Annotated in this window: 16 protein-coding genes, 1 other RNA gene and 1 pseudogene; 14 read left to right on the top strand and 4 right to left on the bottom strand. The window is 72.3% G+C overall.

Going from position 1 to position 22,582, the window contains the following annotated elements:
• Together ACU6WZ_RS17935 and ACU6WZ_RS17940 are read right to left on the bottom strand one after the other, a co-directional pair.
• The gene (locus ACU6WZ_RS17935; protein ID WP_447034108.1) at window positions 1–1,320 is read right to left on the bottom strand and encodes an ABC transporter substrate-binding protein; all 1,320 of its coding nucleotides are present in this window, start codon (window positions 1,318–1,320) and stop codon (window positions 1–3) included.
• A gap of 235 nt (window positions 1,321–1,555) precedes the next feature.
• Window positions 1,556–5,056 (bottom strand): FtsK/SpoIIIE domain-containing protein, encoded by a 3,501-nt coding sequence (locus ACU6WZ_RS17940; RefSeq protein ID WP_447029052.1) that lies wholly within the window; start codon window positions 5,054–5,056, stop codon window positions 1,556–1,558.
• 450 nt (window positions 5,057–5,506) lie between these two features.
• Between ACU6WZ_RS17940 and ACU6WZ_RS17945 the strand changes: the two genes are divergently transcribed.
• From ACU6WZ_RS17945 to ACU6WZ_RS17960, 4 genes are all read left to right on the top strand, one after another.
• On the top strand, window positions 5,507–7,198 hold the full coding sequence (locus ACU6WZ_RS17945) for a serine/threonine-protein kinase (protein ID WP_447029053.1): 1,692 nt from the start codon (window positions 5,507–5,509) through the stop codon (window positions 7,196–7,198).
• A 135-nt stretch (window positions 7,199–7,333) separates the two neighbouring features.
• Complete coding sequence (locus ACU6WZ_RS17950) at window positions 7,334–8,629, top strand: serine/threonine-protein kinase (protein WP_447029054.1); 1,296 nt, start codon at window positions 7,334–7,336, stop codon at window positions 8,627–8,629.
• An 88-nt stretch (window positions 8,630–8,717) separates the two neighbouring features.
• Window positions 8,718–9,824 (top strand): peptide chain release factor 2, encoded by a 1,107-nt coding sequence (gene prfB, locus ACU6WZ_RS17955; protein WP_447029055.1) that lies wholly within the window; start codon window positions 8,718–8,720, stop codon window positions 9,822–9,824.
• A gap of 277 nt (window positions 9,825–10,101) precedes the next feature.
• A complete protein-coding gene (locus tag ACU6WZ_RS17960) occupies window positions 10,102–11,280 on the top strand; it encodes a hypothetical protein (protein WP_447029056.1) in 1,179 nt (392 codons plus the stop codon).
• A 164-nt stretch (window positions 11,281–11,444) separates the two neighbouring features.
• On the opposite strand, the gene ACU6WZ_RS17965 is transcribed toward ACU6WZ_RS17960, so the two are convergent.
• Window positions 11,445–11,636, bottom strand: coding sequence for a hypothetical protein (locus ACU6WZ_RS17965; RefSeq protein WP_447029057.1), 192 nt, complete (start codon window positions 11,634–11,636; stop codon window positions 11,445–11,447).
• A 271-nt stretch (window positions 11,637–11,907) separates the two neighbouring features.
• On the opposite strand from ACU6WZ_RS17965, the pseudogene ftsE reads away from it, so the two are divergent.
• The 5 genes and pseudogenes from ftsE to ssrA all read left to right on the top strand — a co-directional run bounded on the left by ftsE (window position 11,908) and on the right by ssrA (window position 15,801).
• Window positions 11,908–12,596, top strand: a pseudogene (gene ftsE, locus ACU6WZ_RS17970) (cell division ATP-binding protein FtsE).
• 9 nt (window positions 12,597–12,605) lie between these two features.
• Entirely contained in the window at window positions 12,606–13,523 is a 918-nt protein-coding gene (gene ftsX / locus ACU6WZ_RS17975) for a permease-like cell division protein FtsX (RefSeq protein ID WP_447029058.1), read from the top strand.
• A 68-nt stretch (window positions 13,524–13,591) separates the two neighbouring features.
• Window positions 13,592–14,782: a S41 family peptidase gene (locus ACU6WZ_RS17980; protein ID WP_447029059.1), complete on the top strand. Its 1,191-nt coding sequence runs from the start codon at window positions 13,592–13,594 to the stop codon at window positions 14,780–14,782.
• An 18-nt stretch (window positions 14,783–14,800) separates the two neighbouring features.
• Window positions 14,801–15,286 carry an SsrA-binding protein SmpB gene (smpB, locus tag ACU6WZ_RS17985; protein WP_447029060.1) on the top strand — a complete coding sequence of 162 codons (486 nt, stop codon included), beginning with the start codon at window positions 14,801–14,803 and terminating at the stop codon, window positions 15,284–15,286.
• Window positions 15,287–15,430: 144 nt separating this feature from the next.
• Window positions 15,431–15,801: a transfer-messenger RNA gene (ssrA, locus tag ACU6WZ_RS17990) on the top strand.
• A gap of 103 nt (window positions 15,802–15,904) precedes the next feature.
• On the opposite strand, the gene ACU6WZ_RS17995 is transcribed toward ssrA, so the two are convergent.
• Window positions 15,905–17,242: an MFS transporter gene (locus ACU6WZ_RS17995; protein ID WP_447029061.1), complete on the bottom strand. Its 1,338-nt coding sequence runs from the start codon at window positions 17,240–17,242 to the stop codon at window positions 15,905–15,907.
• Window positions 17,243–17,363: 121 nt separating this feature from the next.
• Between ACU6WZ_RS17995 and ACU6WZ_RS18000 the strand changes: the two genes are divergently transcribed.
• The 5 genes from ACU6WZ_RS18000 to ACU6WZ_RS18020 all read left to right on the top strand — a co-directional run bounded on the left by ACU6WZ_RS18000 (window position 17,364) and on the right by ACU6WZ_RS18020 (window position 22,461).
• A complete protein-coding gene (locus tag ACU6WZ_RS18000) occupies window positions 17,364–18,362 on the top strand; it encodes a LysR family transcriptional regulator (RefSeq protein ID WP_447029062.1) in 999 nt (332 codons plus the stop codon).
• A gap of 105 nt (window positions 18,363–18,467) precedes the next feature.
• Window positions 18,468–19,799: a nitrate/nitrite transporter gene (locus tag ACU6WZ_RS18005; RefSeq protein WP_447029063.1), complete on the top strand. Its 1,332-nt coding sequence runs from the start codon at window positions 18,468–18,470 to the stop codon at window positions 19,797–19,799.
• 100 nt (window positions 19,800–19,899) lie between these two features.
• Complete coding sequence (locus ACU6WZ_RS18010) at window positions 19,900–21,057, top strand: uroporphyrinogen-III synthase (RefSeq protein WP_447029064.1); 1,158 nt, start codon at window positions 19,900–19,902, stop codon at window positions 21,055–21,057.
• Window positions 21,058–21,259: 202 nt separating this feature from the next.
• Window positions 21,260–21,808: a GNAT family N-acetyltransferase gene (locus ACU6WZ_RS18015; RefSeq protein WP_447029065.1), complete on the top strand. Its 549-nt coding sequence runs from the start codon at window positions 21,260–21,262 to the stop codon at window positions 21,806–21,808.
• A gap of 95 nt (window positions 21,809–21,903) precedes the next feature.
• A complete protein-coding gene (locus tag ACU6WZ_RS18020; protein ID WP_447029066.1) occupies window positions 21,904–22,461 on the top strand; it encodes a CGNR zinc finger domain-containing protein in 558 nt (185 codons plus the stop codon).
• Window positions 22,462–22,582: the final 121 nt, after the last annotated feature.

Consider the following 22,582-nt stretch of genomic DNA (forward strand, 5'->3'; position numbering starts at 1 on the left):
TCAGCTCTTGAACGCCTTGGCCGCGTCGGACTCCAGCTGCTGCTGGGTCCCCGCGATGTCCTTCGGGTTCTTCAGGAAGTCCTGAAGCGCCTTCCACTCGCCCTTGCCGGGGGTGCCGCCGAACGACTGCGGGGCCTGGTCCGACATGTCGAAGCGGAAGTCGTCGCCCGCCGCGATCAGCGCCTTGGCGATGTCACGCTGCACATCGTTGGGGTACGCCGCCACGTCCAGCGACTTGTTGGGCGATACGAACCCGCCCGCCGACGCCCAGATCTTCGCGGCGTCGGTGGACGCCAGGAAGGTCATCAGGGCCTTGGCGCCCTTGCTGTCCTTGAGCGCCACCGCCGCGTCACCGCCCGTCACCACGGGGGACTCGTCGCCCACCGCCGGGAACGGGAAGACCTTGGCGTCGGTGCCGATCTTCGCCTTGGTCTGCGCGATGTTGATCGAGACGAAGTCGCCCTCGAAGACCATCGCGGCCTTGGGCTCCGCGGCGAAGGTCTGGGTGACGGATGCCGGGAACTCGGTCTGCAGCGCACCGTCCTGGCCGCCCGCGATGAGCTCCTTCTTGCCGAACAGCTCGGCGAGCGTGGTCAGCGCGTCCTTCACGGACGGGTCCGTCCACTTGATCTCGTGTGCGGCGAGCTGGTCGTACTTCTCCGGACCCGCCTGCGAGAGGTAGATGTTCTCGAACCAGTCGGTGAGGGTCCAGCCGTCCGCGCCGCCCACCGACACCGGCGTGACACCGGATGCGGAGATGGTTTCGGCGGTGGTGAGGAAGTCCTTCCAGGTCTTCGGCTCCTCGGCGCCCGCGTCCGCGAAGGCCTGGGTGTTGTACCAGACCAGGGACTTGTTGGCCGCCTTGAAGTACACGCCGTACTGGGTGCCGTCGACAGCGCCGATGTCCTTCCAGCCCTGCGAGTAGTTCTTGTCCAGCTGGGCCTGCGTCGCCGAGTCGACCGGCTTGGCCCACTTGCGCTGGACGGCCTGCGTGAGCGCGCCGACCTGCGGCAGCATCGCCACGTCCGGCGGCGAGCCGCCCGCGATCTTCGTACCGAGGAAGTTGACGATCGGGTCCTGCGCCGGGACGAAGGTGACCTTCGCGCCCGTGCGCTTCTCGAACTCGTCGAGGACCTTGGTGAAGTTCTCCTGCTCGGGGCCCGTCCAGACCGCGGCGACCTGAACCTCCTCGCCGCTGAGCTTGGGGAGCTTCACCGAGGCGGCCGCGGGTTCCTTGGAGCTCCCGCCCGTCCCCTCGTCGGTGTCCTTGTCCTTGTCACCGCCGCAGGCGGTGAGGGCCAGCGTGCTCGCGGCGATCATCGCCAGGGCGGCCCTTCGGGGCCGCCGGCCCTTGAATCCTCTGTTGGTGCGAGGAGTTGTGCGCATTACTGCCCCGTCTCTCCTGTGCGCCGTGCGCTCGGCGCAGCCCTCGGAGAGGGGTGGCGCCGATGCCGGTCCAGCTGTCCCGTGGGTCAGTCCTACGCCGGGGCGGTCGTGGCCCGCAATAGCGCCTTGCGTGTCAACTAGGTGATCGTGATCGGCTCGTGACGTACGGTCAGACATTCCGGGGGATACCGAGGGGCGGCAGTGACTGCGTCGCGTCGACGGTGCGCGCCGCACGGTCCAGGGCGCTGGCCAGGAGCGCCAAGTCCGTTGGACCGTTGCCCAGTTCACGGACCGGGCGGCGGGCCGGCGGGTCCCCCATCCGCTCCCACTCCAGCGGCACGACGGTGGGGCGCAGCGTCGCCGTGCGCGGGATGCGGCCGGTGACCCGGCCGCCCTGGAACGGCGTATCGACGCCGTCCGCGTGCCGCAGCCTGCCCCGCCCGGGGGCGGGCTCCTCGGGGTCCGGCGCCGAGGGTGGGGCGTCCAGTGCGACGCGCAGCCGGGCCCCGCGGGCCAGCTCGGTGTCCGCCGTACGGTCCGGCCGGCCCGATGTCGCCACCAGGTGTACGCCGAGCCGCTCGCCCTCCCTGGCGACCGCTTCCAGGGCCCGTACGACCGAACCGGCCGCGGGGCGGCCCGTACTGCCGAGGGAGGGGGCGACCAGGGCGTCGAGGTCGTCGACGAGCACGACGAGGCGGGGCAGCGGCGATGGCTCGGTGTCGGGGCGGGCCTGCCGGTGGCGGGAGTCGTTGGTGCGGTCGGTGGTGCGCAGGCGCAGGGTGCCGCTGGGGTGCGGGTCCAGGTCACCGCGCTGCTCGGCGGCGGTGGGCGGACGTTGGTTGATCAGCCGGCCCGAGACTTCGCGGTGCGTGTGCCACTGTGCGAAGCCGAGGCTGCCGAGCAGCTCGTGGCGCCGCTTCAGCTCGGCGCCGAGCGCCTGGGCGAACTCCCGCATGCGCAGGGGATCGGAGGCGACCAGGTGCGTGGAGACGTGCGGCAGTTCGGTGCAGGCGCGCAGACCCTCGCTGCGTTCACCACCGGCGCCGTCCACGAGGACGAGCCCCAGACGGTCGGGGCGGGCGGCGGCGGCCAGTGACGCCGCGACGGAACGCAGCAGCTCGGTGCGGCCGCTGCCCGGCGGTCCCTCGATGAGCAGATGGGGGCCCTCGGCGGCCAGGTCGACGCAGAGCGGACCGTGCGGGCCTGCGCCCAGCACCGCCCATGCCCGGGTGGCGCCGGGCGCCTGGCCGGCGTCGTCGGCGGCGGCCCAACGGGCCAGCAGGGAGGCGGGGGTGGCCCTGGCCAGGCCCAGCTCGTCCAGCAGGCGGGTGGACGGCGGCAGGGCGGTGGCCCGGCCCGCGCGGGCGGTGCGGCCGGTGCCGGGCCGGCCGGCTGCTCCCGAGGTGGAGTGCGAGCCGGTGGAGTGCGCGTCGGTGCGCAACGGGGCGAGCGCCCGCGCGAAGCGCTCCGCCCAGGCGCCGGACACCGCGTCAACGGTGGCGAGCGTGCCGTGCCCCGCGGGCTCGCCGCCCGCGGTGCGCAGCAGACGCAGCGCGGTGGCGACATCGCCGCTGAGCAGGGCGGCCGCCCCACACTCGCGGAACGCGGGCGACACCGCGCAGGCTGCCTCGTACGTCGCCGTGACCGGGGAGAGCGGCGACGCCGCGGCGGTCTCGGCCAGGCACAGCAGGTGGATGCCGGCCGCGGCCCCCCTCCGGGCGAGCCGGGCGGTGGCGTCGCGGAGCGCGGCCGAACCCGGATCGCCGTCGACGACGACGACCGTGTGCGGCCCGTCGTGCGTCCCGGGGGTGGGGCCGCGGCGGGTGTCGCCGTAGGTATCGCCGTTGTCGCCGTGGAGCTCTTCGTCCATGCGCCGCATCAGCTCGGCGATACGGGCTGCCCCCTGGTCCCGGTCGTAGGCGAGGAGCAGCCGGCAGTCCTGGCCGTGGGCGGGCCGCAGGTGCGGCAGCCAGCCTAGCCAGGCCCATTCGGCGGTGCGCTCTTCTAGCGCCCTCGACCGGTCTGTGCTGATCAGGACGATTTCAAGGTCGGTGGGGGAGTGCAGCGCGGTGAGCTGGGCGACGGCCGACCTGGCGAGCCCGGCCAGCCGGGCGCGAGGCCCGGCGAGACCCAGCGAGCCGACCTCGCGCAGGCCCACGGTGACCGGTACGGCGGGCAGCGGGCGTCCGCCGCCCGGTGCGGTCCGGTCGGCGGTGCCCAGCCGCAGCACGAGCGCTTCGGGGTGGTCCGGGGCGCGCTCCCACAGCCGGGGGCCGGGGCCGAGCGCGGTAAGCAGCAGGGCCGCGGGATCGGGCCAGGCGTCGGGCACGGGCGCACCGGAAGGGCGCGGGGCGTAGCGGGTGGCGTCGGCGGGCGGCCGCCCGACCGGGGTTGCCTCGGCGGGGGCGTACTCCTCGACGGCCTCCCCCCGCCCCCCGGCGAGCCGCCGGGCCCAGGCCCCTATCCCGCCCCGCCGCCGGGGCGGGACGCCATGCCCCTCGGCGCGGCCGTCCTCGGCGTGTCCCAGGTCGGCCGGGCCATCCTCGGTGCGGCCCAGGTCGGCGCGGCCCTCCTCGGTGACGCCACGGGCCGCGCGCGGCCCGGGCTGCCCCGAGCCGACCGGATCCCCGTGCCCGGAGTCGGCAGGCCCGGCGCCGGGGTGGGCGCTGCCGGGGCTTGCTGCCTCAGCGCCGTGCGGGTGGTGGCTGGCGTCGTCGGCCGGGCCGGAGCCGTAGGCGGCGGTGGCGCTGCCGGCCGCGGTGCGGGGCGGGTCGTACGGGCCCGGCCGGGCCGGGGGCGTCGGAGCGTGAGCGGCAGGGGTTGCGCGGCCCGAGACGCGGCGGCCGGCGGGGGGCGCGGCGGCTCGGGGGGAGAGGTACGGGGCTGTGGAGGCCGGTGCCTGAGCGTCCGGTGCCGTCCGGCGGGTCACCCGCAGGTGGCCCTCCCCGTCCGGGGCTGTCGGCAGGGTGGGAGGGCGCTCGCCGGCGGTCAGGCGCAGGGCCGATTCGCCCAGGCGGAGCAGCGCGCCGGGTGCGAGGCGGACCGGGCGCTCCGTGAGGTCCTCGCCGTCGAGCGCCGTGCCGTTGGTCGAACCGAGGTCGACCACGGTCACCCCGCCGTCCTCCGCCAGCGTCACCGCGCAGTGCAGCCGTGACACGTCGGGGTCGTCCAGCGGGACGTCCGCGTCCGAGGAGCGGCCGATACGGACCTGGCCGCCGTGCAGCAGGTGCACGCCTCCGGCGTCGGGCCCTGCCACGACGTGCAGCTGGGCCGGTGACTCCCCGGACCCCGTGCCCGCCTCGGCCTCGCTGCCGGGAGCGGGGGCGTAAAGGGAGAGCACCGCTCCGTCCACCAGCGGCGGCTCGCCGAGCGCGCAGCGCTGCGGGTCGAGCCGCTCCCGCCCGGCATGGACCACCACGGCGCCGGTGGTCTCCTGACCCGAGCCGGGGCCGGAAACGGCTGCGGCCAGGCCGGAGACGACCGCGGCCAGCGCGGTCCCCGCAGGAGCGGTGACGAGCACGTCGCAGACGCGACCGGGGGCGGCCCCGGCGCCGGGCGGTGCGGGCGGCCCCGCCGAATCACCGCGCGCACCATGCGCACCATGCGTGTCGCGCGCACCACGCGCACTCTGGCCGCTGCGCGGCGCGAGGACGGTCAGCCGGATCTGCATCGCGTCAGCGGTCCCTTCTGCGCGAGGTGTCCGGCAGGGGATCCGCCCTGTGATTCCCCCCAGCCGGCACCGACGCGTCGTCCGGTACAGGTCGGCACGGGACTCGGGGCTCCCGACCCCGGAGTCCGTGCTGTAGGCATCCTCGCACCCGCCACTGACAACACGCCCGGCACCCACCTTCAAGTGATCTTGAATGGTCGGCTGTGGACGCAAAAGTGCCAGGTTGAGAACGCCGATGACGCAAGCGGTACGCACGTTCGGCAACCCTCCGTACGACGTTATGCGTCTTCCCACAGAACGGGGCCCGCTCGCTGCCCGTTCAGCGACAGGCGGTCGGCATTACAGTGGGTCGCAACCTCGGGGCAGGGCGCCCGGGACGGCACAGAGCAACGCAGAGCGACGCAGAGCAACGTCGAACGACGCAAGACCGAGCAGCAGGGAGCGCATGACGTGCGGCCGGTAGGCAGCAAATATTTGCTCGAGGAGCCGCTCGGACGCGGCGCCACGGGCACCGTCTGGCGGGCCCGCCAGCGCGAGACCGCGGGCGCCGAGGCGGCCGTGGCCGGCCAGCCGGGCGAGACCGTCGCGATCAAGGTCCTCAAGGAGGAGCTCGCGAACGACGCGGACGTGGTGATGCGCTTCCTGCGCGAACGCTCCGTACTTCTGCGTCTGACGCACCCCAACATCGTGCGGACCCGCGACCTCGTCGTCGAGGGCGACCTGCTCGCCCTGGTCATGGACCTGATCGACGGCCCCGACCTGCACCGTTACCTCCGCGACAACGGGCCCCTCTCGCCCGTCGCCGCCTCGCTGCTCACCGCCCAGATCGCCGACGCGCTCGCCGCCAGCCACGCAGACGGCGTCGTCCACCGCGACCTCAAGCCGGCGAACGTCCTGCTCGACGAGCGCGACGGCCAGATGCACCCGATGCTCACCGACTTCGGCATCGCGCGCCTCGCCGACTCACCCGGCCTGACCCGCACCCATGAATTCGTGGGTACGCCGGCGTACGTCGCCCCGGAATCGGCCGAGGGCCGCCCGCAGACGTCCGCCGTCGACATCTACGGCGCGGGCATCCTGATGTACGAGCTGGTCACCGGCCGGCCCCCGTTCGCGGGCGGTTCGGCGCTTGAGGTGCTTCACCGCCACCTCAGCGAGGAGCCCCGCCGCCCCACCACCGTCCCCGAGCCGCTGTGGACGGTCATCGAGCGCTGCCTGCGCAAGGAACCGGACGAGCGGCCCAGCGCCGAGAACCTCGCCCGTGCGCTGCGCACCGTCGCGTCCGGCGTCGGCGTACACGCGTCGTCCGCGCAGGTCGAGGCCGCCATGGGGGTCGGCGCGCTGCTGGCGCCCGACCCTTCGCCCGCGACGGTCCCCGCCACCCCGGGCGCCGCCGACCCGACCCAGGTCCTGCCGAGCAACGCGGGGTCGTACGACCCGGCGGGGGCGACCAGCGTCATGCCGTCGACGGGCGCACCGCGAGGCGGTCACGGCGGGCAGGGCAACGGGCCCGCCGCCGACCCCACCGCCGTCATGCAGCCCCTACCGCAGGGACCGCCCGGGACACCGGGAGGGCCCGGCCCCGAGGAACCGCACCCCTGGCAGAACCAGCTGCGCGCGGCCCGCGACCGCAACGAGCAGACCCAGGCCCAGTACCTCGACCCGAGCCAGGACCCGCTGCGCCGCCGCCCCCAGCGCCAGCCGCAGCACCAGCAGCGGCCCCAGCAGCAGCCCCCGCAGTACCAGCAGCCCCCGCAGTACCAGCAGCCCCCGCAGCACCAGCAGCAACACCAGCCGCAGCGGTACGCCCCCCCGCCCCCGCCGCAGCATCGTCAGCCCCAGGCCCCGCCCCCGCAGCAGCGCTACGCCCCGCCGCAGCAGCCCGCGCAACCGGCTCCGCGCCCGCCGCGCGAGCCGCGCCGGCGCAGCGCCAACCCGATGCGGATCCCCGGCCTCGGGTGCCTCAAGGGCTGCCTGTTCACGCTCGTCCTGCTGTTCGTGGCCGCCTGGATGATCTGGGAGCTGACCCCGCTCCAGCAGTGGGTCGGCTCGACCCAGAGCTTCTTCGGGGAGCTCGGTGACGTGATCGACAGCGTCACGAAGTTCTTCACGGATCTTGGCAGCTCGGCCCCCAAGAACTGACGACGGCATTGATTTGTCGACTTCTGGGGGTGGATTTCGCCCCCAGAAGTCGAGGTTGGCGCCATACGGGCGCCAGGACGCCCCCGCACCCGCGTAGCCTCAGGGCAACCGTCAGTGGACGTCTCGGGAGCAGTCTTGGCACGGAAAATCGGCAGCCGGTACACGGCCCACCAGATCCTGGGGCGGGGCAGTGCCGGCACGGTGTGGCTCGGCGAGGGACCCGAGGGGCCTGTCGCGATCAAGCTCCTGCGCGAGGACCTCGCGTCGGACCAGGAGCTGGTGGGGCGCTTCGTTCAGGAGCGCACCGCGCTGCTCGGACTCGACCACCCCCGCGTCGTCGCGGTCCGCGACCTGGTGGTCGACGGCAACGACCTGGCGCTCGTCATGGACCTCGTACGCGGTACGGACCTCCGCACCCGCCTCGACCGTGAGCGCCGTCTCGCGCCCGAGGCGGCCGTCGCGATCGCCGCGGACGTCGCGGACGGCCTGGCGGCGGCGCACGCGGCCGGCGTCGTCCACCGCGACGTCAAGCCGGAGAACATCCTGCTCGACATGGAGGGCCCGCTCGGCCCCGGCGGCGCGCACCCCGCGCTGCTGACCGACTTCGGCGTCGCCAAGCTCATCGACACCCCGCGCCGCACCCGCGCGACGAAGATCATCGGTACGCCGGACTACCTCGCCCCCGAGATCGTCGAAGGCCTCCCGCCGCGCGCCGCCGTGGACATCTACGCGCTGGCGACCGTGCTGTACGAACTCCTGGCCGGCTTCACACCATTCGGCGGGGGCCACCCCGGCGCCGTACTGCGCCGCCATGTGACCGAGAGCGTGGTCCCGCTCCCCGGCATCCCCGAGGAACTGTGGCAGCTCCTCGTCCAGTGCCTGGCGAAGGCCCCCGCGTCGCGCCTGCGCGCCGGAGAGCTGTCGGCCAGGCTCCGTGACCAGCTGCCCCTCCTCGCCGGGATGCCGCCGCTGGACGTCGACGAACCGTACGAAGAGGACGGCGCCGGCGGAGCGGACGGGGCGGAGGCGACGCGTACGGACACCGCGCGTACCGACACGGCGTACGACGACCCGTCCCGGCCCCGGGCGGCCACCGACCCGCCCCGCCGGCGCGGCGCGGTGCCGCTGGTGCCGGGTTCGGCCCCGGACTCCAACCGCGACACCCACACGAGCATGCGCGTCCCCGCCCCCGACGAACTCGCGGGCGGCGCGCGCGGCACCGCCCGCGCCCCCCGGGCCGCCGGGCAGCGCCGCCCCGGCTCGGCCCGGCACAAGTCGGGCACCGTACGCCGGCGCCGGCTCCTGCTCGGCGGTGCGGCGGTTCTGGTGGCCGCCGCGATAGGGGTCGGCGGCTGGCTCGCGGTGTCGGGCGACGCCCAGGACCCGACCACCCCCCAGGAGACCGGGCGGTCGTCCCCGGCCCAGCCCTGAGCCCGCCCGCGGCGGCCCGCGGCCCGGCGGGAAGGCCGCGGCGCCGGGCGAGGGGAACGTACGGCCGCCCAGCCGTTACGCTGGACCCGTGGCAGTCGTCGATGTATCCGAAGAGCTCAAGTCCCTCTCCTCGACCATGGGGTCGATCGAGGCCGTCCTGGACCTCGACAAGATGAGGACCGATATCGCCGTGCTCGAGGAGCAGGCCGCGGCCCCGTCCCTGTGGGACGACCCGGAGGCCGCGCAGAAGATCACGAGCAAGCTCTCCCACCTCCAGGCCGAGCTCCGCAAGACCCAGGCGCTCCGCAGCCGGATCGACGACCTGGCCGTCCTCTTCGAGCTCGCCGAGGGCGAGGACGACGCCGACACCCTCGCGGAGGCGGAGACCGAGCTGACGTCCGTCCGCAAGGCGCTGGACGAGATGGAGGTACGCACCCTCCTGTCCGGCGAGTACGACGAGCGCCAGGCCCTGGTCAACATCCGCGCGGAGGCCGGCGGGGTCGACGCGTCCGACTTCGCCGAGCGCCTGCAGCGCATGTACCTGCGCTGGGCGGAGCGCCACGGCCACTCCACCGAGGTCTACGAGACGTCCTACGCGGAAGAGGCCGGCATCAAGTCGACCACCTTCGTCGTCAAGGCCCCGTACGCCTACGGCACGCTCTCCGTGGAGCAGGGCACCCACCGCCTGGTCCGCATCTCGCCGTTCGACAACCAGGGCCGCCGTCAGACGTCCTTCGCCGGCGTTGAGGTGCTGCCGGTCGTCGAGCAGACCGACCACGTCGAGATCGACGATACCGAGCTGCGCGTGGACGTCTACCGCGCGTCGGGCCCCGGCGGCCAGGGCGTCAACACCACGGACTCCGCGGTCCGTCTGACGCACATTCCGACCGGCATCGTCGTCTCCTGCCAGAACGAGCGCTCCCAGATCCAGAACAAGGCGAGCGCCATGAACGTCCTCCAGGCCAAGCTCCTTGAGCGCCGCCGCCAGGAGGAGCAGGCGCTGATGGACTCGCTCAAGGGCGACGGCGGCAACTCCTGGGGAAATCAGATGCGTTCGTACGTCCTGCACCCGTACCAGATGGTCAAGGACCTGCGTACGGAGTTCGAGGTCGGCAACCCGCAGTCGGTACTCGACGGCGAGATCGACGGCTTCCTGGAAGCCGGAATTCGCTGGCGCAAGCAGCAGGAGAAGTAGAACTCGCTTTGTCGACACAGTATCTTCCGTAACTGCCGCCCTTGAGGCGGCAGTTGCCGTTTGCGTCACATTCGCATTCCCGTACGACGGGCAAGTGACTGCATACCGGACATCGCGCCCCCAACGACCTTGACGCTCCTTTTAAAAGTGGGAAAGCTAACGCGCGGCACGCGTATTTCTGGGGCGTGTGTGACCGGGGGAAAAAATTACACCCCCAGTGTCTGTCGCCCCTGGCGCTGCTCCACTGACGATTTCAGCTACTGGGGGTAGCAACCAGATGACCAAGAAGACGCGGATCCGCGTTGCGCGCATAGCTGCCGGAGCGGTAATCGCCGCCGGTGCTTCACTGACCGCCGCAGGCGCCGCCCAGGCCGTCAACATCGATGTCGGCCTCGGTGGGCTCGGCGCGAGCGCCGACGTCGACGCGAACGTGGCCGGTTTCGGGGCGGCCGACGGCGGTTCCACCGCGGCCGGCGGTGTCGACGGTGGCGTCGAGGGCGGTACGACTAATGGCGCTTCGACCGGCGGTAGCGCCTCGACCGGTGGCGCTTCGACCGGCGGTAGCGCCTCGACCGGTGGCGCTTCGACCGGCGGTAGCGCCTCGACCGGTGGCGCTTCGACCGGCGGTAGCGCCTCGACCGGTGGCGCCTCGACCGGCGGTAGCGCCTCGACCGGTGGTAGCGCCTCGACCGGTGGTAGCGCCTCGACCGGCGGTAGCACCGCGACCGGCGGTAGCACGGCGACCGGTGGTGGCACGGCGACCGGCGGCACGGCGACTGGCGGTGGCACTGCGACTGGTGGCACGACCACCGGTGGTAGCACGGCGACCGGTGGCGGCACCGCGACCGGCGGTGCGGCGGCCGGTGGTAGCACGACGACTGGTGGTGGCACTGCGACTGGTGGCACGGCGACCGGTGGCGGCACGGCGACCGGTGGTAGCACGGCGACCGGTGGTAGCACGGCGACCGGCGGTAGCACCGCGACCGGTGGCGGCACGGCGACGGGTGGTGGCACCGGCGGTGGCACCGCGACCGGCGGTGGCACGGCGACCGGCGGTGGCACGGCGACCGGCGGTGGCACGGCGACCGGCGGTGGCTCCGCGACCGGTGGCACCACGGACGGCGGCGGCAACACCGGCGGCAGCGGCAACACCGGTGGCGGCGACGCCGGCGGCGGCGACGCCGGCGGCGGCGACGAGGCCAACACCGTCGGCGGCTCCGGCGACGGTGACGCCGGCACCTGCACCCTCGACGTGAACGGCGCCGAGTGCGAGGACAACACCGACACCGACAGCGTCGGCTCCAAGCCGGTGGAGCAGGGCAAGGCCAAGGAGGAGCTCGCTGAGACGGGCGCCGCCGAGACCTCGTTCCTGCTGATCGGTGCGGCGACGATGATCGCCGGTGGCATCGGCTTCCGCATGCTGCCGCGTCTCGCGGCCGGCCGTACGGTCGCCTGAATCGCATAGGCAATCGCGTAGGCACAGAAGACGGGCCCGCAGCGCACGAGCGCTGCGGGCCCGTCTTCTGGGTTCTTCGGCCTTGTCCGGGCCCTCAGGGGCCCCGGAGGCGGCGGGAGCGGCACAGGGCCGCCCGCAGGCGTGCGCAGGCGCCCGGTCAGGGGCTACGCGGTCTGGTATGCCAGCAGCGCCATCGCCGCCACCAGCAGCGCCGCCAGGGCCACCAGCATCGCGGGGCTCAGCCCTCCCAGGGGGCCCTCCTGCTGCAGCCGCTCCCGGTTCGCCCGGCACACCGGGCAACGGCCCTGATTGACGGGGGCCGCGCAGTTCGCGCACACCAGTCGGTCATAGGTCATGCGCTTTCCTCCTCCCGCGCGGCCGAGCCGCATGTACGTACGTACTATCCGGCCAACGCTCAGGGGAACGCGACGGTTCCCCCCTCCACTGTGCCAGCTTCGGCACATTCCGGCGCGCCCCACCGGAAGGCGGCCGCCTACACCCCGCCGTACACGCTCGAAGCCGGTCACAGATCCGTGATAAAACGCCCATCACCGGACGCCGACTGCGCGTGCCTGCCCGCGTCGCGTATGGTCACGCTCACCTACTCCCGGCGACCGTGGTGCACCCGTGATCCGATTCGACAACGTCTCCAAGACCTACCCGAAGCAAAGCCGCCCCGCCCTCAGGGATGTTTCCCTGGAGGTCGCGAAGGGCGAATTCGTCTTCCTCGTGGGCTCTTCCGGCTCCGGCAAGTCACCTTCCTGCGGCTGCTGCTGCGCGAGGAGCGCGCCAGCCACGGCATGGTGCACGTCCTGGGCAAGGACCTCGCGCGCCTGTCCAACTGGAAAGTGCCCCAGATGCGGCGCCAGCTCGGCACCGTGTTCCAGGACTTCCGCCTGCTCCCCAACAAGACCGTCGGGGAGAACGTCGCGTTCGCGCAGGAAGTCATCGGCAAGTCGCGCGGCGAGATCCGCAAGTCCGTACCCCAGGTCCTCGATCTGGTCGGACTCGGCGGCAAGGAAGACCGGATGCCCGGCGAACTGTCCGGCGGTGAGCAGCAGCGCGTGGCCATCGCGCGGGCGTTCGTCAACCGCCCGATGCTGCTGATCGCCGACGAGCCGACCGGCAACCTCGACCCGCAGACCTCCGTCGGCATCATGAAGCTGCTGGACCGCATCAACCGCACCGGCACGACTGTGGTGATGGCGACCCACGACCAGCAGATCGTCGACCAGATGCGCAAGCGCGTCATCGAACTCGAGAAGGGCCGCCTCGTGCGCGACCAGTCTCGCGGCGTCTACGGCTACCAGCACTGAAAGGACGCCATGCGCGCCCAGTTCGTCCTGTCGGAGATCGGCGTCGGTCTCCGCCGGAATCTCACCATGACCTTCGCGGTGGTCATCTCCGTCGCTCTCTCCCTCGCCCTCTTCGGCGGCGCTCTGCTGATGCGCGAGCAGGTGAGCACGATGAAGGGCTTCTGGTACGACAAGGTCAACGTCTCCATCTTCTTCTGCAACAAGAACGACGCGGAGACCATCCCCAAGTGTGCCAAGGGGGCGGTCACCACCGAGCAGAAGAAGCAGGTCGAGGCCGATCTGGAGAAGATGGACGTCGTCAAGACGGTCACCTACGAGTCGGCCGACGACGCGTTCAAGCACTACAAGGAGCAGTTCGGGGACTCCTCGATGGCCGACACCATCACCCCGGACCAGATGCAGGAGTCGTACCGGGTCAAGCTCAAGGACCCGGAGAAGTACAAGGTGGTCGCCACCGCGTTCGCCGGCCGGGACGGCGTGCAGTCCGTCCAGGACCAACGCGGCATTCTGGACAACCTCTTCGAGTTGATGAACGGCATGAATGTGGCCGCGCTCTGCGTGATGGCCCTGATGCTCGTCATCGCGCTGATGCTGATCGTCAACACGGTGCGGGTGTCCGCGTTCAGCCGACGGCGTGAAACGGGCATCATGCGGCTGGTCGGCGCGTCGAGCTTCTACATCCAGATGCCGTTCATCATGGAGGCCGCGTTCGCGGGGCTGATCGGCGGAGTTGTCGCTTGCGGAATGCTGCTTGTCGGCCGGTACTTCCTGATCGACCACGGCCTGGCCCTCGCCGACAAGCTGACCCTCGTCAACTTCATCGGCTGGGACGCCGTGCTGGCCAAGCTGCCGCTGGTGCTCGCGATCGCCCTGCTGATGCCCGCGCTGGCGGGCTTCGTGGCACTGCGCAAGTACCTCAAGGTGTGACATGAGCCCCTGGCGCCGTACGGTCAACCGGCCGTGCGGCGCCCTTCGTTTGTCCTAGACTCTGCGCCATGCCAGGCCCGGAAGACTCCTCCCAGCCTCGCGGTGTCCGCCGCGGGGCCGCCCTGACATTGGTTTTCGCGACCGTCCTGGGCGCCGCCGCGGTCACCGACTCCTGGCAGCGCGACGTGAGCAAGTCCACCGTCCCGGCCGCCCGTTCAGTGGTGCCCGAGTCGGAGCCCGGAGCCGGCCGCAAGGCCGACCGGCAGGCCGTCGCGGACGCCGCCGCCGAAGCGATGGCCGACGGGAAGTCGGGCAAGGAGGCGGCCGAGGAGGTCGTCAGCCGCAGCGGGGACCGGTGGGACGCGGTCTACGACCGGGGCGAGTACGAGAAGTTCGCGCAGGCACTCGACGGCGAGTACACCGGCGTCGGACTGTGGGCCGAGCGCGCCGGGCGCGGCCGGATCGAGGTGGCCAGGGTGCAGCCCGGTGGCCCTGCCGACCGCGCCGGAATCAGAGCGGGCGACCGGCTCCGTACGATCGACGGCCGCCGCGTGGGAAAGCGGCCCGTCACCGAGGTCGTACGGCTGCTGCGCGGGGAGGGCGCGCCGGAGGCGGGCAGCTCCGTCGAGCTCGGCCTGGGACGCGGGGCGCGCGAATGGACCGAGACGGTCCGCCGCGCCCGGCTGAGCACCGAGCCCGTCACCGTCGAGCGGCTCCGGGGCCGCGCCACGCTCATCAAGGTGGCGTCCTTCACCAAGGGCTCGGGCGAGCAGGTGCGCGAGGCGGTACGCGCGGTGCCCGAGGACCACGGCGTACTCCTCGACCTGCGGGGCAACGGCGGGGGCCTGGTGACCGAGGCGGTCACCGCAGCGTCCGCCTTCCTCGACGGCGGCCTGGTGGCGACGTACGACATGCGGGGCGAGCAGCGGGCGCTCTACGCGGAGCCGGGCGGGGACACCGAGCGGCCCGTCGTGGCGCTCGTCGACGGCGGCACGATGAGCGCCGCCGAGCTGGTCACGGGCGCGCTCCAGGACCGTGGGCGGGTGGTCACCGTGGGAGCGCGGACGTTCGGGAAGGGCTCGGTGCAGATGCCGAGCCGGCTGCCGGACGGTTCGGTGGCGGAGCTGACCGTGGGGCACTACCGCACTCCTGCGGGCCGCAGCGTCGACGGCAGGGGCATCAGCCCGGACCTCGCGGTGAGCGAGCGGGCCGAGGAACGGGCCCGGACGGTATTGAGTGGCCTCGGGGGAGGGTCGTAGTGCGAAAATGGTCGCACTATGGCTAAGGAAAAAGGGCGCAAGCTGATCGCGCAGAACAAGAAGGCGCGGCACGACTACCTCATCATCGACACATACGAAGCAGGCATGGTCCTCACCGGCACCGAGGTGAAGTCCCTCCGCCAGGGGCGCGCCTCGCTGGTGGACGGCTTCGTGCAGCTCGACGGCGGCGAGGCGTGGCTGCACAACGTGCACGTACCCGAGTACTCGCAGGGGACCTGGACCAACCACTCCGCGCGCCGCAAGCGCAAGCTGCTGCTGAACCGGGTGGAGATCGACAAGCTGCAGAGCAAGTTGCAGGAGAGCGGTCACACGATCGTGCCGCTCGCGATGTACTTCAAGGACGGCCGGGCCAAGATCGAGATCGCGCTGGCCAAGGGCAAGAAGGAGTACGACAAGCGGCAGACGCTCCGCGAGAAGCAGGACCTGCGGGAGACGAACCGGGCGATCTCGGCGGTGAAGCGGCGGGAGCGGGGTCGGATCTGACGGGAGCGGGGCCGGATCTGCACGAGCAGTGGGTGGCCCGGCAGTAATGCGCTGGCAACGTCCCGCGCCGGTCACGTACAGTGGGTCATGCACCTCACGGGGTGCGCCGGGGTGCACAGCGCCCCACCTTTGAAAAAACAACATGGGGATGATCGGTTTCGACAGCGGATGTCGAGGCAGGGGAAGCGAGTCGAGGAAGCGGCAATGATCTCGTTAACCATATGTCGCAACCAATAATCGCCGATTCCAAGCGCGATTCCTTCGCCCTCGCTGCCTAAGTAGCGACTTAGCGAAGTGTCAGCCCGGGGGTGTTCCCGACCCGGATCCTGGCATCATCAAGGGAACTAAACCACTCGGTCCGGTCACGGGATCGGGTGGGAAACCAAACAGTGACTGAGCCCGTCGGAGACTTGTCCGCGTGATCTCCGGGGCCGAGAAAATCGCAGCGGACTGCACTCGGAGAAGCCCTGTTTCTGCACCGTTGGACGCGGGTTCGATTCCCGCCATCTCCACAATTCCCATGTGAGGCGTAGGCCCCGCTGTCTTGATGACAGCGGGGCCTTCGTCGTACCCGCCCCTGCCCGAACTGTGGCTCCGCCCCCAGTGGGTGCGGGCACGTCAAGCCACCCCGGCGATTGCGGGGCGGGCTGCGGGGCAGCGCCCCGCTCGCGGCGCAGCCGCGTAGTGGGCCGCTGCCAGGAGCAGGGCCAGGGCAGCCGCCGCGACCGGCGTCGCGTAGCCGATGGCCGGGGTCGCGTGTTCCGCCAGCCATCCCCCGGTCGCCGCGCCGCCGGCGATCCCGGCCAGGATCGCCGTCACAGCCAGCGTCATGCCCTCGTTCAGCTGCGCGGACGGAACGACCCGTTGGACCAGCGTCATACCGGTGACCATCGTCGGGGCCGTCGCCGCCCCCGCGAGCAGCAGCGCACCGGCCACCATCGCCAGCGAGCCGGTCGAGGCCGCGAGCAGCGGCAGCGTCATCAGGGCCGTCATCGCCGTCAGGCACAGGACGAGGCGGCGGCGCGGATTCGCCGCCGGGCGAGCCGCCCCGTACAGCAGGCCCGCCACGCACGATCCCGCCGCTTGCAGGCCGAGAACCGCACCCGCAGCGGCGCCGTGCCCCTCGGCGTCGGCGAAGGCGAGGGTGACGACCTCCATGGAGCCGAAGACCACGCCCGTGGCGAGGAAGACGGCCAGCAGGGCCGGTACGCCGGGCAGGCGCAGCGGGGAGCGGACGGCCGTGGCACGGCCGGCGGCCGGGGGTTCCGTGGCGCGCTGGGCGGCGAAGATCAGTACGCCGGTCATCAGCAGGACCGCGCCGGTCAGCGTGCCGGCCTCGGGAAAGAGCGCCGTGCACAGGAACGCCGCTACCACCGGGCCGAGCATGAAGCACAGCTCGTCGGCGGCCTGCTCGAAGGAGTTCGCGGTATGCCGGGACGCCGGGTCGTCCCGGTGCAGGTGGGCCCAGCGGGCGCGGGACATGCCCCCGGTGTTGGGGGTGGTGGCGGTCGCGGCGTAAGCGGCGAAGAGCGTCCAGTCGGGTGCGCCGTAACGCACGCACAGCAGCAGGGCGAGCGAGCCGAGTACGGCGACGGCCGTGGCGGGGACCGCGACGCGCGCCTGGCCGTGGCGGTCGACGAGCCGCGCGGTCCAGGGCGCCACCAAGGCGGTGGCGGCGAGGCCGGTAGCGGTGACGGCGCCCGCCAGGGCGTACGACCCGCGGGAACCGGCGATCATCAGCACCGCGCTCACGCTGAACATGCCCATGGGCAGCCGGGCGAGCAGATTGCCCGCCGTGAAGGCCCGGGCGCCCGGGGTGGCGAAGAGGCGGCGGTAGGGGGACCTGCGGCGCGGGGGTTCGTACGCGTAACGGGGCCGTTCCGCGGCTATCAGTACGTCGCCGGAGAGGGCCAGGAAGGGGCCGGGAGCGGGGGCGTGGGTTTCGTGGACGGGCATGGATCAAGCTTCGGGGCGGCCCCCACCCGCGGTCCAACACCTTCTGAGCGTCGATTCACGCACATCGCTTGTAACGGCCTGGTGCGCGATAGGGGGGCGGATCAGGCCGTAAGTTCACCGGGTGCCCCATGACATCGAACCCCGCCTGCTGCGCGCCTTCGCCGCCGTCGCGGAGGATCTCCACTTCACCCGGGCCGCCGCCCGGCTCTTCGTGGCCCAGCAGGCGCTCAGCCGGGATGTCCGGCGGCTGGAGCGGGAGTTGGGCGCCGAGCTGTTCCTGCGGTCGACCCGCAGCGTGGCGCTGACACCGGACGGCCGGCGGCTGCTGCCGTACGCGCGGCGCGTGCTGGCGGCGTACGACGAGATGGGCGCCGCCTGGGCGCACGAGGAACGCCCGCTGCTGGTGGACGTCGGTGCGCCGGTCGGGACCACCTACCAGGTGCTGGAGGAGGCCCGCGCGGCGGCGCCCGACGTGGACTTCGTCGCACGCTTCCTGAGCGGGCTCACCGGCGCCGCGGCCGCGCTCCTGAGCGGCGGGCTGGACGTGTCGTCGGGCAGGCTGGCCGGTCTGGATCCGGCGGTGCTCGACCAACTGGAGCACCGGCCGGTGCGCTTCGAGCGGATGGCCGTACTGCTCGCCGACGACCACCCGCTGGCGGCGCTGGAAGCGGTGCCACTCGACGCGCTCGACGGGGAGGTGCTGTACGCGGGAGCGGGCAATCCGGCCACCGCGGAGTGGACCGATCTCGCCGTACGGCTCTTCGCCCGGCGGGGCATCGAGGTGGCGGCGCCGTTTCCGGAGATCGACGGCGCGCAGGAGTTCGTCCGGGTGGTACGCAAGCGGGGCTGGTCCGTACTGGCCAGTACCGAATTCATCGAGGTGCCCGGCATGGCGCTGCGGCCGATCATCGACCCCGTACCACTGTCGCCCATCTCACTTGTGTGGAGAAAAGGGCTCCGCCATAAGGGGCTTGACATCCTGAACGGGGTGATCGACACCCTCGCCGAGCGGAACGGGTGGCTCAGAGTGCCTGCGGACAGCTGGTTGCCGGAGGCCGATATGTCACTGATGCTCAACAACACCTCATCCCGCAAACCGGGGCGCTCACACCAGCGCTGAGCGCCGGGTGAGAGCAAGGTTGCGCGCCGGTCACCTCGCGGCACGGGCCTGAAATCCGCCGTCCCTAGCGTCGCCTCCACGACCCGATACCTGTGGAGGCGCGTCATGGCTGGCCGGTGGATCGAACAGTGGGACCCGGAGGACGACACCTTCTGGAAGCAGTCGGGGGAGCGGATCGCCCGCCGCAATCTGCTCTTCTCCGTACTCTCCGAGCACATCGGGTTCTCCATCTGGAGCCTGTGGTCGGTGATGGTGCTCTTCATGGGGCCGCAGTACGGCATCGACCCGGCCGGCAAGTTCTTCCTGATCGCCGCGGCCACCCTGGTCGGCGCGCTGGCCCGGATCCCGTACACCTTCGCCGTGGCCCGCTTCGGCGGCCGCAACTGGACCGTCATCAGCGCGCTGATGCTCCTGCTGCCCACCGGCGCGGCGTACGCCGTGATGGAGCCGGGCACCTCCTACACGACCTTCATGGTGGTCGCGGCGCTCACCGGAGTCGGCGGCGGCAACTTCGCCTCCTCCATGACGAACATCAACTCCTTCTTCCCGCTGCGCAAGAAGGGCTGGGCGCTCGGCCTCAACGCGGGCGGCGGCAACATCGGCGTACCCGTCGTGCAGCTCGCAGGCCTGCTCGTCATCGCCACGGCCGGCGCCAACCACCCCCGCGTGCTGCTCGCCGCGTACATCCCGCTGATCCTCGCCGCGGCCGTCTGCGCCGCGCTGCGCATGGACAACCTGGCGCCCGTACGCAACGACACCGGGGCGGCGAAGGCGGCGGTCCGCGATCCGCACACCTGGATCATGTCCTTCCTGTACGTCGGCACCTTCGGCTCCTTCATCGGCTACAGCTTCGCCTTCGGCCTGGTCCTGCAGACGCAGTTCGGCCGTACGCCGCTCCAGGCGGCCTCGCTCACCTTCATCGGCCCGCTCCTCGGCTCCCTGATCCGCCCCCTGGGCGGCTCCCTCGCCGACCGCTTCGGCGGCGCCCGCATCACGCTGTGGAACTTCGCCGCGATGGCGGCGGCGACCGCCACGGTCATCTACGCCTCCCTGATCACCTCCCTCCCCGTCTTCCTCACCGGCTTCATCGCCCTCTTCGTCCTCACCGGCCTCGGCAACGGCTCGACGTACAAGATGATCCCCGCGATCTTCCAGGCGAAGGCGCTGGCCAAGGGCATGACGGGGGAGGCGGCGGCGGCGTACGGGCGACGGCTGTCCGGGGCGTCCATGGGGCTGATCGGCGCGGTGGGCGCGCTCGGCGGCCTGGCGATCAACCTCGCGTTCCGCCAGTCCTTCCAGACGGCGGGCACGGGCACGGCGGCCTTCACCGCCTTCCTCGCCTTCTACGCGGTCTGCTTCGCTCTCACCTGGGCGGTATACCTTCGACGACCGGCCGCCGCGCCGGCGAAGCCGCAGCTCGCCTATGCCGAGGTGTAGGTGTCCGGTGCCGTAACGGCCGGGAAATACGCCGGAACCGAGCCTGTCATGTGCTGTTGACAGGCTCGGCCCTCCGCACCACCAGAAAGCCGGGTACGCGATGTCCGTGAAGAGCGCCGAGCAGGCATCGGAGAAGGGCCCCTTGGCGGGCTTCACCGTCGGCGTGACCGCCGCCCGCCGGGCCGACGAGCTGGGCACGCTGCTGACGCGGCGCGGCGCGGCGGTACTCCACGCGCCCGCCCTGCGGATCGTCCCGCTGGCCGACGACAGCGAACTTCTCGCCACCACGAAGCAACTCGTCGACCAGGCCCCCGACGTGGTGATCGCCACCACGGCCATCGGCTTCCGGGGCTGGGTCGAGGCCGCCGACGGCTGGGGCCTGGGCGAAGCGCTCGTCGCCCGCCTGCGCGGCGTCGAACTCCTGGCCCGCGGCCCCAAGGTCAAGGGCGCGATCCGGGCGGCGGGTCTCACCGAGGAGTGGTCGCCCGCCTCGGAGTCCATGGCCGAGGTCCTGGACCGCCTCCTCGCCGAAGGGGTGGCCGGCCGGCGCGTCGCGATCCAGCTGCACGGCGAACCGCTGCCCGGATTCGTCGAGGCGCTGCGGGCCGCCGGGGCGGAAGTCGTCGGCGTACCGGTCTACCGCTGGATGCCGCCGGAGGACATCGCCCCGCTCGACCGCCTGCTCGACGCGACGATCGGCCGCGGCGTCGACGCGCTGAGCTTCACCAGCGCCCCGGCAGCCGCGTCCCTCCTCTCCCGGGCCGAGGAACGCGGGCTGCTCCCCGCCCTGCTGACGACCCTGCGCCACGACGTACTAGCGGCCTGCGTCGGGCCGGTCACCGCCCTGCCGCTGCAGGCGGCCGGCATCGACACGGTGCAACCCGAACGCTTCCGCCTCGGCCCGCTCGTCCAGCTCGTCTGCCGCGAGCTTCCCGCCCGGGCCCGCACCCTGCCGGTGGCCGGCCGCTCGGTGCAGCTCCGCGGCCACGCGGTCCTGCTCGACGACGAGCTGCGCCCGGTCCCGCCCGCGGGCATGGCCCTCCTCCGAGCCCTGGCCCACCGCCCCGGCTGGGTCGTCTCCCGCGCGGACCTGCTCCGCACGCTGCCGGGCTCCGGCCGCGACGAGCACGCGGTCGAAACGGCGATGGCCCGCCTGCGCACGTCCCTGGGCGCGCCGAACCTCATCCAGACCGTGGTCAAACGCGGCTACCGCCTGGCCCTGGACGCCTCAGCGGACACGAAGTACGCAACGACGTAACCGCTCCCGCCCGACCGCAGGAGCCGCACAGCCAACCGGCAGCCCGCGCTCGGCACTTCAACGACCCGGGCGTGACGGGTCGCTCCCCGCAGGCCGTCCTGGCTTTGCGATCCGGTTTGGCTGCACGTTCGGCACCCGAGGAGACGGCCCGGCGCGGCACCGACCCCACGACCCCGGCGGTGGGGCCGGTTAGCGTACGGGGATGAGAGAAACCCGGCCCATCGCAGACGGCGTAGTGCTGCGCCCCGCTACCGCCGCCGACGCCATCGCGGTCGCCGAAGCGCTCGCCCGCAACCGTGCGTACATGCGCCCCTGGGAGCCGTACCGCCCCGACGCCTTCTACACGCCCGAGGCCCAGGCCGAAAGGCTGGCGGCCACAGACAGGGCCGTCCCCTGGCTCCTCACCGAAGCCGGAGCCGTCATAGGCGCGATCACTCTCACCAACATTGTCCTCGGCCCCTTCCGCAGCGCCAACCTCGGCTACTGGATCGGCGAAGCCCACACCGGCCGCGGCCTCGCCACCGCCGCGGTCGTCGAGGTGTGCCGCGCCGCCCGTGACGGCCTCGGCCTGCACCGCGTGGAGGCCGGCACGGTCCTCGCCAACGCCGCTTCCCAACGCGTCCTCGCCAAGGCCGGCTTCGAGGAGATCGGCATCGCCCCGCGCTACCTCCACATCAACAACGAGTGGCGCGACCACCAGCTCTTCCAGCGCATCCTGCACAACGCACCCCCGGACCACACCGCCCGGTAGCGGGGCTTCCGGCAGCCCGCGCCGCCGGGCACTCTGGAGGGCAACGGCACGCACCACCGTTGACCTGACCTGACCACCGAGGCGGTGACACGCGCATGCGGTTCGATTCCGGACGGATCTGTCTGGACCTGGTGGCGACAGCGGCGTACCCCACCGAGCAGCTGCCCCACCCCGGACGCCTCCGCGAATGGCTGCTGGGCGCAGGGCTCGTACCCCGGACGGCCGCGCTCGACGGCGTCAACGACAACTGGCTGCGCCACTTCACCGAAGTACGCGCGGACATCGACGAATTGCTGCGCGCCGAACTCGCCGACCGCCCCGCCCCCCGCCCCCTGGCCCGCGTCAACGCCCTGGCCGCCACCGCCCCGCCCGCCGTCAGGGCGGTCCGTACCCCGGACGGCGCGTGGACCAGGGCGCTCAGCGGCGCCCCCCAGTGCACCGCACTGCTGGCGGCCGTAGCCCGCGACACGGTGGACCTGCTGACCGACGCCACCGCGCGCGCCCGCCTGCGCCAGTGTGCGGGCGACAACTGCCCGCGCCTGTACCTCGATACGTCCCGGGGCAGCCGCAGGCGCTGGTGCTCCAGCGAGACCTGCGGCAACCGGGAACGCGTGGCACGCCACCGCCGCCGCACAGCACAGGCCCGCACCTGAACAGGACCCGCGCCCGAACGAAACCCGCGCCCGAACGAAACCCGCGCCCGAAAGAAATCTGAATCGCGTTGAGTCAATCCGCTCCCGGTCACGTAGAGAGGGGAGAGGGAGCCACACAGGG

The organism is Streptomyces hypolithicus, assembly GCF_052934925.1.

Excerpts from the sequence above, each read along its gene's own strand:
- ACU6WZ_RS17940 (WP_447029052.1), bottom strand. The coding sequence starts at position 5,056 with ATGCAGATCCGGCTGACCGTCCTCGCGCCGCGCAGCGGCCAGAGTGCG.
- smpB (WP_447029060.1), top strand. The coding sequence starts at position 14,801 with ATGGCTAAGGAAAAAGGGCGCAAGCTGATCGCGCAGAACAAGAAGGCG.
- ACU6WZ_RS18005 (WP_447029063.1), top strand. The coding sequence starts at position 18,468 with ATGGCTGGCCGGTGGATCGAACAGTGGGACCCGGAGGACGACACCTTC.
- ACU6WZ_RS17965 (WP_447029057.1), bottom strand. The coding sequence starts at position 11,636 with ATGACCTATGACCGACTGGTGTGCGCGAACTGCGCGGCCCCCGTCAAT.
- ACU6WZ_RS18010 (WP_447029064.1), top strand. The coding sequence starts at position 19,900 with ATGTCCGTGAAGAGCGCCGAGCAGGCATCGGAGAAGGGCCCCTTGGCG.
- ACU6WZ_RS17935 (WP_447034108.1), bottom strand. The coding sequence starts at position 1,320 with ATGATCGCCGCGAGCACGCTGGCCCTCACCGCCTGCGGCGGTGACAAG.
- ACU6WZ_RS17995 (WP_447029061.1), bottom strand. The coding sequence starts at position 17,242 with ATGCCCGTCCACGAAACCCACGCCCCCGCTCCCGGCCCCTTCCTGGCC.
- ACU6WZ_RS18020 (WP_447029066.1), top strand. The coding sequence starts at position 21,904 with ATGCGGTTCGATTCCGGACGGATCTGTCTGGACCTGGTGGCGACAGCG.
- ACU6WZ_RS17980 (WP_447029059.1), top strand. The coding sequence starts at position 13,592 with ATGCCAGGCCCGGAAGACTCCTCCCAGCCTCGCGGTGTCCGCCGCGGG.
- ACU6WZ_RS17960 (WP_447029056.1), top strand. The coding sequence starts at position 10,102 with ATGACCAAGAAGACGCGGATCCGCGTTGCGCGCATAGCTGCCGGAGCG.
- ftsX (WP_447029058.1), top strand. The coding sequence starts at position 12,606 with ATGCGCGCCCAGTTCGTCCTGTCGGAGATCGGCGTCGGTCTCCGCCGG.
- ACU6WZ_RS18015 (WP_447029065.1), top strand. The coding sequence starts at position 21,260 with ATGAGAGAAACCCGGCCCATCGCAGACGGCGTAGTGCTGCGCCCCGCT.